This is a genomic window from Arthrobacter sp. GQ119 (genome assembly GCF_059759125.1).
The window spans coordinates 177366-192281 of sequence record NZ_JCAXEA010000003.1 but is presented as its reverse complement, the minus strand read 5'-3'; the positions used below and the strand labels follow the sequence as shown (position 1 = coordinate 192281).

15 protein-coding genes are annotated in these 14916 nt (G+C 64.4%); 14 read left to right on the top strand and 1 reads right to left on the bottom strand.

The features are described from left to right. The first annotated feature begins 5 nt into the window (after window positions 1-5). The 6 genes from thrB (at window position 6) to AC6CH3_RS04415 (ending at window position 7270) form a co-directional block, all read left to right on the top strand. The gene (gene thrB, locus AC6CH3_RS04440) at window positions 6-971 is read left to right on the top strand and encodes a homoserine kinase (RefSeq protein WP_498131290.1); all 966 of its coding nucleotides are present in this window, start codon (window positions 6-8) and stop codon (window positions 969-971) included. A gap of 400 nt (window positions 972-1371) precedes the next feature. Next, window positions 1372-3510: a transcription termination factor Rho gene (gene rho, locus AC6CH3_RS04435; protein ID WP_498131289.1), complete on the top strand. Its 2139-nt coding sequence runs from the start codon at window positions 1372-1374 to the stop codon at window positions 3508-3510. 265 nt (window positions 3511-3775) lie between these two features. Then, window positions 3776-4849, top strand: a complete 1074-nt coding sequence (prfA, locus tag AC6CH3_RS04430; protein ID WP_498131288.1) for a peptide chain release factor 1 — start codon at window positions 3776-3778, stop codon at window positions 4847-4849. 19 nt (window positions 4850-4868) lie between these two features. Next, window positions 4869-5768 carry a peptide chain release factor N(5)-glutamine methyltransferase gene (gene prmC / locus AC6CH3_RS04425; protein ID WP_498131287.1) on the top strand — a complete coding sequence of 300 codons (900 nt, stop codon included), beginning with the start codon at window positions 4869-4871 and terminating at the stop codon, window positions 5766-5768. A 15-nt stretch (window positions 5769-5783) separates the two neighbouring features. After that, window positions 5784-6476: an L-threonylcarbamoyladenylate synthase gene (locus AC6CH3_RS04420; RefSeq protein WP_498131286.1), complete on the top strand. Its 693-nt coding sequence runs from the start codon at window positions 5784-5786 to the stop codon at window positions 6474-6476. Then, window positions 6473-7270, top strand: coding sequence for a WecB/TagA/CpsF family glycosyltransferase (locus tag AC6CH3_RS04415; RefSeq protein WP_498131285.1), 798 nt, complete (start codon window positions 6473-6475; stop codon window positions 7268-7270). The genes AC6CH3_RS04420 and AC6CH3_RS04415 overlap by 4 nt, the downstream gene beginning before the upstream one ends. Here AC6CH3_RS04415 and AC6CH3_RS04410 read toward each other — a convergent pair. After that, window positions 7251-8147 (bottom strand): glycosyltransferase, encoded by an 897-nt coding sequence (locus AC6CH3_RS04410; protein WP_498131284.1) that lies wholly within the window; start codon window positions 8145-8147, stop codon window positions 7251-7253. The genes AC6CH3_RS04415 and AC6CH3_RS04410 overlap by 20 nt on opposite strands. 343 nt (window positions 8148-8490) lie before the next feature. Between AC6CH3_RS04410 and AC6CH3_RS04405 the strand changes: the two genes are divergently transcribed. From AC6CH3_RS04405 to atpA, 8 genes are all read left to right on the top strand, one after another. Continuing rightward, window positions 8491-9603, top strand: a complete 1113-nt coding sequence (locus AC6CH3_RS04405; protein ID WP_498131283.1) for an MraY family glycosyltransferase — start codon at window positions 8491-8493, stop codon at window positions 9601-9603. 92 nt (window positions 9604-9695) lie between these two features. Then, window positions 9696-10193 (top strand): Cg1360 family ATP-synthase-associated protein, encoded by a 498-nt coding sequence (locus tag AC6CH3_RS04400; RefSeq protein WP_498131282.1) that lies wholly within the window; start codon window positions 9696-9698, stop codon window positions 10191-10193. After that, window positions 10186-10515 carry a hypothetical protein gene (locus AC6CH3_RS04395; protein ID WP_498131281.1) on the top strand — a complete coding sequence of 110 codons (330 nt, stop codon included), beginning with the start codon at window positions 10186-10188 and terminating at the stop codon, window positions 10513-10515. The genes AC6CH3_RS04400 and AC6CH3_RS04395 overlap by 8 nt, the downstream gene beginning before the upstream one ends. A gap of 91 nt (window positions 10516-10606) precedes the next feature. Continuing rightward, window positions 10607-11407, top strand: a complete 801-nt coding sequence (atpB, locus tag AC6CH3_RS04390) for a F0F1 ATP synthase subunit A (protein WP_498131280.1) — start codon at window positions 10607-10609, stop codon at window positions 11405-11407. 80 nt (window positions 11408-11487) lie between these two features. Continuing rightward, window positions 11488-11706 carry an ATP synthase F0 subunit C gene (atpE, locus tag AC6CH3_RS04385; RefSeq protein WP_011692451.1) on the top strand — a complete coding sequence of 73 codons (219 nt, stop codon included), beginning with the start codon at window positions 11488-11490 and terminating at the stop codon, window positions 11704-11706. A 52-nt stretch (window positions 11707-11758) separates the two neighbouring features. Continuing rightward, window positions 11759-12316, top strand: a complete 558-nt coding sequence (locus AC6CH3_RS04380; protein WP_498131279.1) for a F0F1 ATP synthase subunit B — start codon at window positions 11759-11761, stop codon at window positions 12314-12316. Next, window positions 12316-13143: a F0F1 ATP synthase subunit delta gene (locus AC6CH3_RS04375; RefSeq protein WP_498131278.1), complete on the top strand. Its 828-nt coding sequence runs from the start codon at window positions 12316-12318 to the stop codon at window positions 13141-13143. The genes AC6CH3_RS04380 and AC6CH3_RS04375 overlap by 1 nt, the downstream gene beginning before the upstream one ends. Before the next feature lie 83 nt (window positions 13144-13226). Then, entirely contained in the window at window positions 13227-14864 is a 1638-nt protein-coding gene (atpA, locus tag AC6CH3_RS04370; protein WP_498131370.1) for a F0F1 ATP synthase subunit alpha, read from the top strand. Window positions 14865-14916 lie beyond the last annotated feature (52 nt).

Below are 14916 nucleotides of genomic sequence, written 5' to 3'. Positions count from 1 at the left end.
AAACCATGCTGCCCCAAACCGCCCAGCTGCCCGCCATTCAAAGCGGGCAGCAGGTTACTGTCCGGGTGCCTGCCACCAGCGCGAACCTCGGGCCGGGCTATGACAGCCTCGGCCTCGCCCTGACGCTGCACGACACCCTGACGATCGAGAGCCTCGACAGCGGAGAACTGGTTTTCGAGCTCAACGGTGAGGGTGCCGCGTCCCTGCCCCGCGATGCCAGCCACCTTGTGGTCAGGGCCATGAATGCGGCGTTCGCGCGCCTGGGCTACCGCCACAACGGCCTGAAGATCACGGCGGAGAACGTCAACCCGCACGGCCGCGGTCTGGGTTCGTCTGCGGCCGCGGTGGTGGCCGCCGTTACTGCAGCAAACGCCCTGCTTCCCGCGGGGGAGCAGCAGGACCGGAACTGGATCCTCCAGCTGACCAGTGAAATGGAGGGGCACCCGGACAACGTCGCCCCGGCGATTTTCGGTGGACTGGCGCTGTCGTGGCAGGACAGTGACCAGTACAGCAGCACCTGCGCCGCAGTGAATGAAGCCGTCATCCCCATCGTGGCCGTGCCCGATTATGAGCTGTCCACGGAAGCCGCGCGTGCCCTGCTGCCGGCCTCGGTGGGGCACCACGCAGCAGCCATGAACTCCGGCCGCGCCGCACTCCTCATCCACGCCCTGACGAACAAGCCGGAACTGCTGCTTGCCGGCACCGAAGACTTCCTTCACCAGAGCTACCGCGCGGAGGCGATGCGGCCCAGCGCCGCCCTCATCAAGGCACTGCGCCAAACCGGGCATGCCGCCGTCGTTTCCGGCGCAGGGCCCACCGTCCTGGTACTCGCCAACGGCGAGGCGGAAGCCGCCGATGTGCTGCACTTCATCGATACGTTCACGGCAGCGAAGACGCCTGATATCAACTGGCGAGTGATGAAGCTGGCAGTGGACGTTGAAGGTGCTAAAGTGGGAGTGCACCGGCGGTAAACCCGCATTCAGTCATCGCAGTTATGCAGTCAGACAGCGACTCTGCAGTCAAGGGGCCCTGCAGCCAAGACCGTGCAGTCAAGAACCTGATTATCGGCCATGTTGCCTATTCCGGTCCTGACCTGCTCAGTTCTGCTGCTGCTTCGTCTTCGTAATGCGCAGTATTTTCCGGTGCCGCCTCCTTGGCCTGACGGGGTTTACAGAAAACATTCTGTTCCCTGACCCGTCAGTCCGACGTCCCGCTGAATTACGGAGCGTTGAAGGCGATCAGTATCCGGCCCTGCCGCGAATTCCATCCGGCAAGGCCGAAAAATCCCGGCTGCAGATCTGAACTGCAGCCCAGATCAAATCATCGCGTCCAGCTCCCAGTCTGGACGCCGTCGAGGGGGAAGGATCCTTCGTGACCGAAACCACTGAGCTGTCGCCAGCTGTGGATACACCATCTTCAGCTTCCGGATCGTTGACGGAAGCACCCGCCAAGAGCAGCGGCCTCGCCGGCCTCAAGCTCGCCCAGCTGCAGGCTCTTGCCAGCCAGCTTGGTATTTCCGGCGGTTCCCGCATGCGCAAGGGAGACCTCGTCTCTGCCATTTCGGCGCATCGTGCGGGTACTTCGGCACCCAAGGCTCCGGCCCGGACTGCTGCGAAGACCACCGGCGACAGCAGCGCTGCTGCAGACGCAACGGCTCCGGCCGCACCGGCTGCAGCGACGGAAGCCCCGGCCCAGGAAGGCACCCGTGCCCGGGGCCGTGGCCGCAGCCGCCGCGCTGTCAGCGACGGTGTAATCTCCACTCCCGCCGCTGAACCTGCCGCCGAGCCCGCCGCCGTCGAGGCACCGGCTGCCCCGGCATCGGCCGAGGCCCCCGAAGCCGCAGCCGGCGAAGGCGCCGGCGAACGCCGCCCGCCGCGCACCCGGAACCGCCGCCGCGGCGAGGCCGCCGCAGCGGCTCCACAGGCCGAAACAGCCGAGGCCCCGGCCGAAGCCGCTCCGACTGAAACCCGCGGTGCTGAAGCCCGCGGTGGCGAAGCCCGAGGTGCTGAAACGCGCGGTGCTGAAACGCGCGGTGCTGAAACGCGCGAACAGGGCGGCGACGCCGGCGAGGGCGCACAGCGCACAGACCGCCGCGAAGCCGGCCGCACCCGAGGTGGCCGCGACTCTGCTGAAAGCGCAGGCGGCCGTGACAACCGTCGCGATGACGGCCGCGACGGCGACGACACCGATGGCGGCAGCCGCCGGAACCGCCGCAACCGCCGGGACCGCAACGAACGGTCCGACAGCCGGGACGGCAACCGCAACGACCGCTTCCGTGACCGCAACGACCGCCGCCGGGGACGCAGCCAGGGTCCCGACGTCGACGACGTCGAGGTCACCGATGACGACGTCCTGCTGCCCGTGGCAGGCATCCTGGATGTCCTGGAGAACTACGCCTTCATCCGCACCTCCGGCTACCTGCCGGGCCCGAACGATGTCTACGTGTCCCTCGCCCAGGTCAAGAAGTACAACCTGCGCAAGGGCGACGCCGTCGTCGGTGCCATCCGCGCTCCGCGCGATGGGGAGGACCGCGGCCAGCAGTCCGCACGCCAGAAGTTCAACGCCCTGGTCCGCGTGACCTCGGTCAACGGCAAGACCTCCGAGGACCTCAAGGACCGCGTGGAGTTCGCCAAGCTGGTTCCGCTGTACCCGTCCGAGCGCCTCCGCCTCGAGACGGACCCCAAGAAGATCGGCCCCCGCGTCATCGACTTGGTTGCCCCGATCGGCAAGGGACAGCGCGGCCTCATCGTCTCGCCGCCGAAGGCCGGCAAGACCCTCATCCTGCAGTCCATCGCCAACGCCATCACCACCAACAATCCTGAGGTCCACCTCATGATGGTGCTCGTTGACGAACGCCCCGAAGAAGTCACGGACATGCAGCGCACAGTCAAGGGTGAGGTCATCGCCTCCACCTTCGACCGTCCCGCCGACGACCACACCACCGTGGCCGAGCTCTCCATCGAACGCGCCAAGCGCCTCGTGGAAATGGGCATGGACGTCGTGGTGCTCCTCGACTCCATGACCCGCCTGGGCCGCGCCTACAACCTGGCAGCACCGGCCTCTGGCCGCATCCTGTCCGGTGGTGTCGACTCCGCAGCCCTGTACCCGCCGAAGCGCTTCTTCGGTGCCGCCCGCAACATCGAAAACGGCGGCTCGCTGACCATCCTGGCCACCGCGCTCGTCGAGACCGGCTCCAAGATGGACGAGGTCATCTTCGAAGAGTTCAAGGGCACCGGCAACATGGAGCTCCGCCTGTCCCGCCAGCTGGCTGACAAGCGCATCTTCCCGGCCGTGGACGTCAACGCGTCCGGTACCCGGCGCGAAGAGAACCTCCTCTCGCCTGAAGAGGTCAAGATCATGTGGAAGCTGCGCCGCGTCCTCTCCGGACTCGAAACCCAGCAGAGCCTTGAACTCCTGACCAACAAGATCCGGGAGACTCAGAGCAACGTCGAGTTCCTCATGCAGGTTCAGAAGACGACGCTTGGTGCTAAGTCGGATAACGACAAGTAGCTGGCTTTAGGGGCGGGGTGCGGTTACCTCGCGTGGTTCGCCGCGCGGGTTTTCCGTCCCCGCCCCTTCGCGTTGTGGGACCGTCGGATATTTTGCCGGCCCCGCCCCTCCGCGTTGCTGCTGACGTACTGCGTACGTCAGCAGCAACGCTCCGACAGGCCCGATGCCACTCCCTGGCCGGCAAAATATCCGACGGCGGCCCTCGTGTCACCTGAGTCCGTCTTGCGTCACTAAACTAGTACGCAAGCGTTGAAAGGTTTTGAAAATGTTTGAGTCCGTACAGGGCCTGCTTGATGAGCATGATGCTATTCAGGCTCAGCTGGGCGATCCGGCTGTCTATGCTGACCAGAAGCTGGCGCGGAAGTTGGGGCGGCGGTCCGCGCAGCTTAACGGCATTGTGGAGGCCTATCACAAGTGGCACGGGCTCCAGGATGACCTGGCGGCAGCCAAGGAAATGGCTGCCGAGGATCCTGAGTTCGCCGCCGAGGTGCCCGAGCTTGAGGCCGCCCTCGAGACGACCGCTGCGAAGCTTCGCCGGCTCCTCATTCCGCGCGACCCGGACGATGCCCGCAACGTGATCCTTGAGGTCAAGGGCGGTGAAGGCGGCGACGAGGCCGCACTGTTCGCCGGTGACCTCCTGCGCATGTACACCCGCTATGCGGAGTCGCGCGGCTGGAAGACCGAAATCATTTCCGCAACCGAGTCGGATCTGGGTGGCTACAAGGACGTCCAGATGGCCGTCAAGGGCAGCTCGAACGACCCCGCCGAAGGCGTTTATGCGCGGCTGAAGTTCGAGGGCGGCGTGCACCGCGTGCAGCGCGTGCCCGTCACCGAATCGCAGGGCCGCATCCACACCTCGGCTGCCGGCGTGCTGGTCCTTCCCGAGGTGGACGAGCCTGAAGAGCTTGAAATCAACCAGAACGACCTCAAGATCGACGTCTACCGGTCGTCGGGCCCCGGCGGCCAGTCCGTCAACACCACCGACTCGGCGGTGCGCATCACCCACCTTCCGACCGGCATCGTGGTGGCCATGCAGAACGAGAAGTCGCAGCTGCAGAACCGCGAAGCCGGCATGCGCGTTCTTCGTGCCCGGATCCTGGCGCACCAGCAGGAACAGATCGACGCCGAAAACTCGGCCCAGCGGAAATCCCAGATTCGCACCATGGACCGTTCCGAGCGGATCCGCACCTACAACTACCCGGAAAACCGGATCGCTGACCACCGCACCGGCTACAAAGCGTACAACCTGGACCAGGTCATGAACGGCGACCTTGAACCGGTGATCCAGTCTGCCATCGAGATGGACGAGCAGGCGCGCCTGGACGCCATCGGCGACTAGCCGGACCGCCAAAAAACAGATGACGTCCGAGCATGATCCGCCCCAGTCGGGGCTGTCCCTTGGCGATGCCGTCCGTGAGGCCGCCGGACTCCTGGCCGCTGCCGGAGTTCCGAGCCCCAGGGTTGACGCCGAACTGCTGGCCGACCACCTGCTGGGCGTCGGCTTGGGAAGGCTGCGGGCCATGATGCTCGGCGATACGCCGGCACCGGCCGGCTATGCGGAACTGGTGGCCGAGCGTGCCCGGCGCATTCCGCTGCAGCACATTACCGGCGTCGCGCATTTCCGCTACCTTCAGCTGGCCGTGGGCCCCGGCGTCTTCATTCCCCGCCCGGAAACGGAGTCGGTGGTCCAGCTGGTCATCGACCGGCTCCACGCACTGATCCGTGCTGGGGCTCGCCACCCCAAAGTGGTGGATTTGGGCACCGGTTCGGGGGCCATTGCGGGCTCCGTGGCCCACGAGGTGCCCGAGGCCGAGGTCCATGCTGTGGAGTACAGCGAGTTCGCGCACGCCTGGGCGGCAAAAAACCTCCAGCCCCTCAACGTCCGGCTCATCCGCGGGGACCTGAGGGACGCATTGCAGGAACTCAACGGTACCTTCGACGTCGTTGTGTCCAACCCGCCCTACATCCCCGCCGAGGCTATCCCGAACGAACCCGAAGTGGCGCTCCACGACCCGCCCGAAGCGCTTTACGGCGGGGGAGCGGACGGCATGGAACTGCCGACGGCGGCTGCCGCCTCTGCGGCGCGGCTGCTGGTTCCCGGCGGGTACTTCGTGATGGAACACGCCGAAGTCCAGGCCGCCTGGATCGCGGCCATGCTGTCCCGGACGGGCCGGTGGACGGAAGTCACCACGCACGTGGACCTCAACGGCAAGGAACGTGCAACCAGCGCCGTCCTCGCCACGGCGGGCGCGGAGTAATGAAAGAATAAGGCAGTGACCACTACCTATAACTGCATGGCCGACGATGAGCGCACCGCAGGACTGGCTCACGCACGGCGTGCCATCCTCGAGAAGAAGTGCGTGGTGTTTCCCACGGACACCGTTTACGGGATCGCCGCGGACGCGTTTTCGCCGCAGGCCGTCACCATGCTGCTGGTGTCCAAGGGCCGCAGCCGGAGCATGCCGCCCCCCGTGCTGATGCCGCGCCTGAACGCCCTGGACGGCCTGGCCACCGATGTCTTTCCTGAGGCGCGCCAGCTGGCGGAGGCCTTCTGGCCCGGCGGACTGACGCTGATCCTGCACGCGCAGCCCTCGCTGGACTGGGACCTGGGTGACACCAAGGGAACCGTGGCGCTCAGGATTCCGGCCGATGAAGTGGCGCAGGAACTGCTGACACTGACCGGGCCGCTGGCCGTCTCGTCCGCCAACAGGACCGGGCAGGCACCAGCGCAGACCGCCTTTGAAGCCCGCTCCCAGCTTGCCGAGTCGGTGGAGGTCTATCTGGAAGGCGGATTCCGTCCCGTTGAGGGAACCGATGCCCTGCCCTCCACGATCGTGGACGCCACGTCCCGGCCGCTGCGAGTGGTGCGGGAAGGCGCCGTGAGCCTGGAACGGCTCAGGGAAGTGGTGCCCGGGCTGCTCGACATCAACGGCCATGCTGCCGGTGCGGACGCTGCAGCCGAATGATGCTCCAGCGCCAGGCGGTACCCGTCCTGGGAGTCGAAGCCACTCCGCTGGACGTGGCAGGACTTACCGGAGTACTCAACAGGTTCATTGCTGACGGCACCACGCGGACCGTCGTCGGACACAACCTCCACAGCGTCACGCTGTTCCATTCCGAACCTGAATTCCGCAAATTCTACGAGGACAGCGACGTTGTCCTGATCGACGGCGCCCCTGTGCTGTGGCTGTGGGGGCGGGGAAAGAACCACGCCATGCCCGTCATGGACTACCGGTTGGGTTCGACCGACTGGATTCCGGCGCTGGGAGAGGTCCGCGGACTGGAGCGGATCGCAGTCCTCGGGGCAGGACCTGTGGCCAATGCGCGCGCTGTGGCAAAGCTGCAGGGCATCGTTCCCGGGGCTACGGTCTCCGGCATGCCCGGCGATGGCTGGAACGACGACATTGAAGAGGCCGCGGCGGCGTGGCTTGCGGAGCAGCGGCCCCAGTTGGTGCTCGTTGGCCTGGGCATGCCCCTGCAGGAAGAAGTGCTGCGGCGCCGCCTCGGCTCGCTGCCTCCGGCGGTCTACTGCGCCGTGGGCGGTGCCATCGAGCAGATTGCCGGCATTCAAAAGCTGGCGCCGCGCTGGCTCGGCAGGCTTGGTCTTGAATGGGCCTGGCGGCTCGTGCTTCACCCGCGGCGCGTTGCGTACCGCGTTCTGGGTGAACCGTGGGTGCTGCTCGGCCTGCTGGTCCGGCGCCGCCTGCAACGCCGGACGGCAGCGGGCAACCACGGGAGCTCTAGAACTTCTGGTCCTTGAGCGGGCCGAAACCCTTGCCGCGAAGGCCCGTCGAAAATGCCCTGAACCAGTCGGCCAGGCCGCGGAAGTCACCGCGGCGCAGGAAGTATCCCAGGTAGCCGCCGACGTCGGCAGTCAGGGACTTGATGCGGAAGTAGCGGCGGATCAGGTAGCCGCGGTTGCGGTAGTAGTAGTAACGCTTGAACGCCGACTCCGGAACGATGACGTGCCACCGGGGGCCAAAGACGTGCTGGGTTTCGGAGAAGGCGTGGGGATGGCTGATCGCCGCCGTGGTGACGGTGCCGAACCGGATCCCCGCCTTGCGCAGACGGATGGTGAAGTCCACCTCGTCGCCCCGGATAAAGAGGCGCATGTCGGGCAGGCCCACTTTGAAGAAGACGTCTGAACGAATCAGTGCCCCGTTGAAGAAATGCCCGTCCTGGGGAAGGAAACCCACCTTTTCCAGCGCGGCGCGGTCGTGGGTCACTTTGCCGTCCAGCCGGAAGAAAAAGGACAGCCGGTCGGGGTGCCCGGGCGCCACGACCAGCGGAACCACGGCCTCAAGGTCCCGGGCCTCGGCCTCCCGGATCAGGGTGGCCAGGCATTCGGTGTCCGCCGGCTCGGCGTCGTCGTCCATCATCCAGATCCAGTCAGCACCGCTGGCCACGGCCTTCAGGACGGCCAGCGAGAACCCGCCGGCTCCGCCGAGGTTCGCCTCCGAGCGGATGTAGTCCACGTTGTGGTGCCCCTCGGCCACCTCCCTGGCGGGAACGGTGCCGCTGTCCACAAGGCAGATCGACGACACCGGAGCCGTCTGGCTGTTGATGGCGTTAAGGAGAACGGCGAGTTCACGGGGACGGTCAAACGTCACGGCAGCAACGGCGACGGACACTGGCATTACGGGATCCTTTCAGCGCGGCCGTCGGCAAGTTTCCCGCCGGCATGAGGCCGTGTGACGCGAAGCGATGTACCCGTTGGCATTAGTATCTTGACTAGAGTCCACTGTAATACAGCCCTGTCAGGCACTCATGCAGTGCCTGTCTGTGCGCATGGCGACGGAGAAGTTTCATTTATTGCACGTCAGATCCACAGCTATCGAGCCCCTACAGTCCCCCCAGCCGGACCCCGAATCTGCGTCGGTATAAAATGCAGCACAGCGTCGCTGCGCGCTCCCTCCGCGGGAGCGGCCGCCAGGCTCGGCGCTCAGGCTCCCTGAGCGCCGGCCGGGCGGGGATGAACCCATGATCATGTACCTGAGCATGATGCTGACAGCGGCCACCGTGTCCTATGCGGCAACCTGGGGCGCGCGGCTGGTCGGCAACCGGCTTGAGCTGTTCGCGCCGATCCGCAGCCGGGACATGCATTCCAGCCCGGTCTCGCGACTGGGCGGGCTGGGGATCTTTGCCGGGGTGCTCGTGGCGCTGGTTGTGGCCAGCCAGTCCTTCTTCGTGAAGGACATCTTCCGGGGAAACGCGGCGCCCTGGGGTGTCTTGGCGGGTGCGGCCGTCATCGTGCTCGTCGGCGTCGCTGACGACCTCCTGGATCTGCGCTGGTGGGTCAAGCTGATCGGGCAGAGCCTGGCGGCGCTCGTCGTGGCTGTCTGGGGCGTGCGGATGACCGTCATTCCATTCGTTCCGGAGCCGATCAGTTTTAACTCGGACCCTGTGAACATCCTCCTGACCACAGGCCTCATCGTCGTCACGATGAACGCATTCAACTTCATCGACGGCCTGGACGGGCTCGCGGCCGGGGTTGCGGTCATCGGCGGGTCCGCGTTCTTCCTGACCGCCTACTGGGTCCACCGGAACGCGCCCATCCTGGACCGCTCCGACCTGGCAACCCTCCTCACGGCAGTCCTGGTGGGCAGCTGCCTGGGCTTCCTGCCGCACAACTGGTTTCCCTCGAAGATTTTCATGGGCGACTCCGGAGCCATGCTGATAGGCCTGCTGATGGCGTCCGCCGGTGTGGTCTCAACGGGACAGATCACTTCGGGCCTCTATGACCGCGTGAACGGTATCCCCACGATCATCCCCATCCTGCTGCCGTTTGCCGTCCTCTTCCTGCCGCTGCTCGACCTGGGCCTCGCGGTGGTCCGGCGCACCGCCGTCGGCCGTTCGCCCTGGTCCGCTGACCGCGGGCATCTTCACCACAAGCTCATGGATATCGGCTACTCCCACCGCACCGCGGTGATGCTGCTCTACCTGTGGGCGGCCGTCTTGTCGTTCGGAGGCCTCGCATTTGCTGTCTACCCGTGGCAGATTGTGCTGGCCCTCGATCTCATGGCAACACTGGGCATGGGGCTCATCACGGCCTGGCCGTATTTGAGCCGCCGCAGCGCTGATACGCCGCAGTAGCCGGTGGTTCCATAATAATTTCTATCTCGTGTAGAATTCAGGGGCAGGTATGTCCTGCACCTAATTCACCTGCCTCCAACGATTGGGACCGCATGACCTCCGACGCCGAGCCCGGACCTCTGTCCGGCAACGGATCCGTTGGCGCATCCGGTCCCGGACAGTCGCTGTGGCTCGGTCTGCTGGGCCTGAGCTCGGCAACAGCCGGCGGAGCGCTGCTGCTCGCGGGCATCGTTGCCCTGATTCTGAACGGCTGGGTCGGGCTGCTTTCGAGCACGTTCGGCGGCCTGCTGGTGATGGCATTTTTTGCCATCAGCCTGCTGATCGGCCACTTTGTCGGCAAAAACAATCCGTCCGGCGCCGTCGGCCTGTTCGTCGCGACTTACTTCGTAAAAGTCATAGGCTTTGCGGTCGTGCTTTTCGTTCTCGGAGCGCCGGCATGGCTGCACGAACGCTGGTTCCTGATCGGGGCTGTCGTGGCTGTGGTGTTCTGGCAGGGTGCCGAAATCTATGGCTTCAGCAAGGCGCGCCTGCAGATCTTCAATGACCCACAGCCAAAACCACAATCGGACGGGGGAACCACTGATGTCTAAGCGGCGCCACTCCGAAAACAACCCTGCCGACGACGCCCGCAAACCGGCCGGCACCCCTGGCGACTCCACCAGGAATGGTGACGGCGGTTACAACGCTGGAATCGCCGTGTTCAGCTACATTATTGGCGGAATCATGGTCTGGAGTTTGATAGGGTGGGGTCTGGATTATCTGTGGGGAACCCGCTGGATCGTGCTCGCAGGCGCTCTGCTTGGAGCTGCGGGAGGATTCTATTTATCCCATATGCACGGCCTCACCAGTTCGAAGAAACCGACTGGTGGGAATGGTGCAGCCAGCGGCCCGTCCGAGGACGGGGACCAGTAATGCCAAATAACTTTACAAGGGGGAGGGCGAGCATGAGTCACGCCGGAACCCAACCAACGCCCAACGATGGACACTGCAGAGAGGAAACGCGTTGATCGCGCTTGCGCTCCCGGCCCAAAATTCAGGAGTCTTCACGCCTCCCGGAATTGAAGAAATGCACCTGCCGGCGATCCTGCCGTTCGGTGCGCATGACGGATTCTCCAAGCAGATGCTGCTGGTAATCCTGTCCGTCGTCATTATCGCTACATTCTTTATGCTAGCTGCGCGGAAGCAGCAGATGGTTCCTGGCAAGCTGCAGTTCGCCGGCGAGATGGCCTACGGCTTCGTCCGCAACAGCATCGCCAAGGACATCATCGGCGGCAGGGACTTCATGAAGTATGTCCCGCTGCTGTTCACGCTGTTCTTCTTCATCCTGGTGAACAACATCTACGGCGCGATCCCGCTGATCCAGCTGCCGAGCTTCTCCCACGTGGGCGGTGCCTACGTCCTGGCCGCCATCGTGTACATCACCTGGATCGCCATCGGCGTCAAAAAGAACGGCCTGCGTTACTTCAAGCTTGCCACGGTTCCCTCCGGTGTCCCGGTCTACATCCTGCCGATCGTCATCCCGATCGAGATCATCTCCAACTTCCTGGTCCGTCCTGTCACGCACAGCCTCCGTCTGTTCGCCACCATGCTGGCAGGCCACCTGATCGTCATGATCGCCGGCTCGGGGATTGAGTTCCTCGTCATGCAGGAAAACGTTCTTCTGAAGGGGACCTCTGTTCTGGTCCTGGCCGGTGCAATCGCGATGTACATGCTCGAAGCGCTGATCATGGCACTGCAGGCCTACGTCTTCACCCTGCTGACGGCTATCTACATCGAAGGCGCTATTCACGCCGACAGCCACTAGGCACCCCTAAACTTCCCCCTCGCGGGGATGAAGCAACCCAAACAACCTGCCACAGAGTTGGCATCTTGAAAGGAAGAAAAATGGAAGGCTCCATCAACGGCTCCCTCAACCTCATCGGCTACGGCCTCTCCGCCATCGGCGGTGGTATCGGTGTGGGTCTCGTGTTCGCTGCTTACATCAACGGTGTGGCACGTCAGCCGGAAGCCCAGCGCGTCCTGCAGCCGATCGCATTCCTCGGCCTCGCGCTGACTGAAGCCCTCGCCATCCTGGGTCTGGTCTTCGCATTCGTTCTTAGCTAGTCCAGCAGAACTAGCGAACATTCAGAACCGAGTAGATAAGGACGGGTGAAATATGAATCAGCTGATCATCTCAGCCGCCGTAGATGGCGCAGCGGCGGCTAACCCGCTCGTTCCCAATGTCTGGGAAATGGGCGTCGTCCTCGCCGGCTTTGCTGTCCTCTTTTTCATCGTGGTCAAGTTTGTTGTCCCGATGTTCGAGAAGACGTTCGCAGAGCGTGCTGAGGCCATCGAAGGCGGCATCGCCAAGGCTGAGAAGGCCCAGGCCGAGGCTTCCGCAGCGCTCGAGGAGTACAAGCAGCAGCTCACCGACGCACGCGCAGAGGCCAACCGCATCCGCGAGGAGGCCCGTGCCGAAGGCGCCCTGATCCTTGCGGAGCTGAAGGAGAAGGCTGCTGCCGAGTCTGCGCGCATCACGGCGCAGGCACACGTACAGATCGAATCCGAGCGTCAGGCGGCCGTGGTCTCCCTGCGTTCAGAGGTGGGCACCCTTGCCACCACGCTGGCTGGCCGCATCGTCGGTGAGTCGCTGAGCGACGACGAGCGCGCGGCACGTGTTGTTGACCGCTTCCTGGCTGATCTGGAGAACCAGAACGCAGGTGTAGCAAAGTAATGGCAGGTGTATCGAGCGAATCGCTGACCAAAGCGCTGACCGGGCTGGAAGCCAGGCTTCCATTTGCATCGCTGCAGTTGGCAAAGGAACTCTTCGGAATCCTGGGAACGGTGGACAGCTCGGCTGGCTTGCGCCGTGCCCTGACGGACCCGTCCCGCAGCGGTGAGGAAAAGTCAGCGCTGATCAGGCAGCTGTTCAGCGGGAAGGTCTCCACTGAGGCTGCGGAGATCGCGGCCGGACTGGCCAGCTCACGCTGGGCATCGGCGCGAGACATCGGCGATGCACTCGAGACGCTTGCCGCAACGGTGGTAATCGCCGTTGCAGAAAACAAGTCGGCCGTTTCTGCCTCCGGCATCACCGGACTGGAAGAGCTCGAGAACGATTTGTTCTCATTCAACCAGGCTGTGGCTTCCAGCCACGAGGTGCAGCGTGCTCTGTCTGAACCGCAGGCCAGCGCCGCAGCAAAGATCACCCTGGCCGAGAGGATCGTTCCTGGCGTAGGCGAGGAAGCAAAGGTCCTGATCGGTCAGGCAGTGTCGCAGCCGCGCGGTATCAAGGCAACCAGGCTCGTCGCCCGGTTTGCCGAGCTCGCCGCAAAGCGCCAGCAGCGCTGGATTGCAACGGTCAGTGTCACGCGGCCCATGACGGAGACGCAGGCCAGCCGTCTGCAGGCGGGGCTCAACTCCCTCTACGGACGCGAGCTCAAGATCAACGTCAAGGTTGATCCTTTGCTGATCGGCGGCATCCGCGTACAGGTGGGCGACGAAGTGCTCGACGCTTCTGTCCTCACCCGTCTGGGCGAGCTGCAACGCCAACTGGCCGGCTAGCCGGACAAGCACAACTTAACTGATAGAAACCCCGGTCATCGTGAGCAACGATGATCACGAAAACAGGAGAGCAGGGACTGCAGATGGCCGAATTGACCATCAACGCCGACGACGTCCGTAATGCGTTGAACGAGTTCGCGGCGTCCTACGAACCCGGAAACGCAGAGCGCGTAGAGGTCGGCCGTGTTACCACCGCAAGTGACGGCATCGCCCGTGTTGAGGGCCTTCCCTCGGTCATGGCGAACGAGCTGCTTCGCTTCGAAGACGGCACCCTGGGCCTGGCCCAGAACCTCGACGTCCGCGAGATCGGTGTCATCGTCCTCGGTGACTTCACCGGGATCGAAGAAGGCCAGGAAGTCCACCGCACTGGACAGGTTCTGTCCGTGCCGGTTGGCGACGCGTTCCTTGGCCGCGTCGTTGACCCGCTGGGCGTGCCCATCGACGACCTCGGCGAGATCAAGGCTGAGACCACCCGCGCACTGGAGCTCCAGGCTCCCGGCGTGACCCAGCGCAAGTCGGTGCACGAGCCGATGCAGACCGGTCTGAAGGCCATCGACGCCATGATTCCGATCGGCCGCGGCCAGCGCCAGCTGATCATTGGCGACCGCCAGACCGGTAAGTCCGCCATTGCCATCGACACGATCATCAACCAGAAGGCCAACTGGGCTTCCGGCGATGTGACCAAGCAGGTTCGCTGCGTGTACGTGGCAATCGGCCAGAAGGCGTCCACCATCGCGGCCATCCGCCAGACGCTGGAAGACAACGGCGCACTGGAATACACCACGATCGTCGCCTCACCGGCTTCTGACCCCGCCGGCTTCAAGTACCTGGCTCCCTACGCCGGGTCCGCCATCGGCCAGCACTGGATGTACGGCGGCAAGCACGTCCTCATCGTGTTCGATGACCTCTCCAAGCAGGCCGAGGCCTACCGTGCAGTTTCGCTGCTGCTCCGCCGCCCGCCGGGACGCGAAGCCTACCCGGGCGACGTGTTCTACCTGCACTCCCGTCTTCTCGAGCGTTGTGCCAAGCTCTCCGACGAGCTCGGTGCCGGCTCGATGACCGGCCTGCCGCTCATCGAGACCAAGGCAAACGACGTTTCGGCTTACATCCCGACCAACGTGATCTCCATTACCGATGGCCAGATCTTCCTGCAGTCGGACCTCTTCAACGCCAACCAGCGCCCCGCTGTTGACGTTGGTGTCTCCGTTTCCCGCGTCGGCGGTGCGGCACAGGTCAAGTCCATGAAGAAGGTCTCCGGTACCTTGAAGCTGGACCTTGCCCAGTACCGCGACATGCAGGCGTTCGCGATGTTCGCATCCGACCTGGACGCCGCTTCCCGCCAGCAGCTGACCCGTGGCGCACGCCTGATGGAACTGCTCAAGCAGGGCCAGTACTCGCCGTTCCCGGTCGAGGACCAGGTTGTGTCCATCTGGGCAGGAACCCAGGGCCACCTGGACGACGTTCCCGTCGAGGACATCAGCCGCTTCGAGTCCGAGTTCCTTGAGCACCTGAAGCGCAAGTCGTCCATCCTCACCACGCTGGCTCAGACCAACGTCCTGGATGATGACACCGCAGCAGCGCTGAAGGACGCGATCGTCGACTTCAAGAAGGGCTTCTTCGGCGAAGGCGACAACCATCTGGTAGGCGCCGGCCACGAGGAGCATGAAGCCATCTCCGAGGGCCAGGTCGACCAGGAAAAAATCGTCAGGCAGAAGCGCTAGTTTCGTTGGCAGGGACTGCCGGAACCCCGCAGGGTTCCGGCAGTCCCGGCCA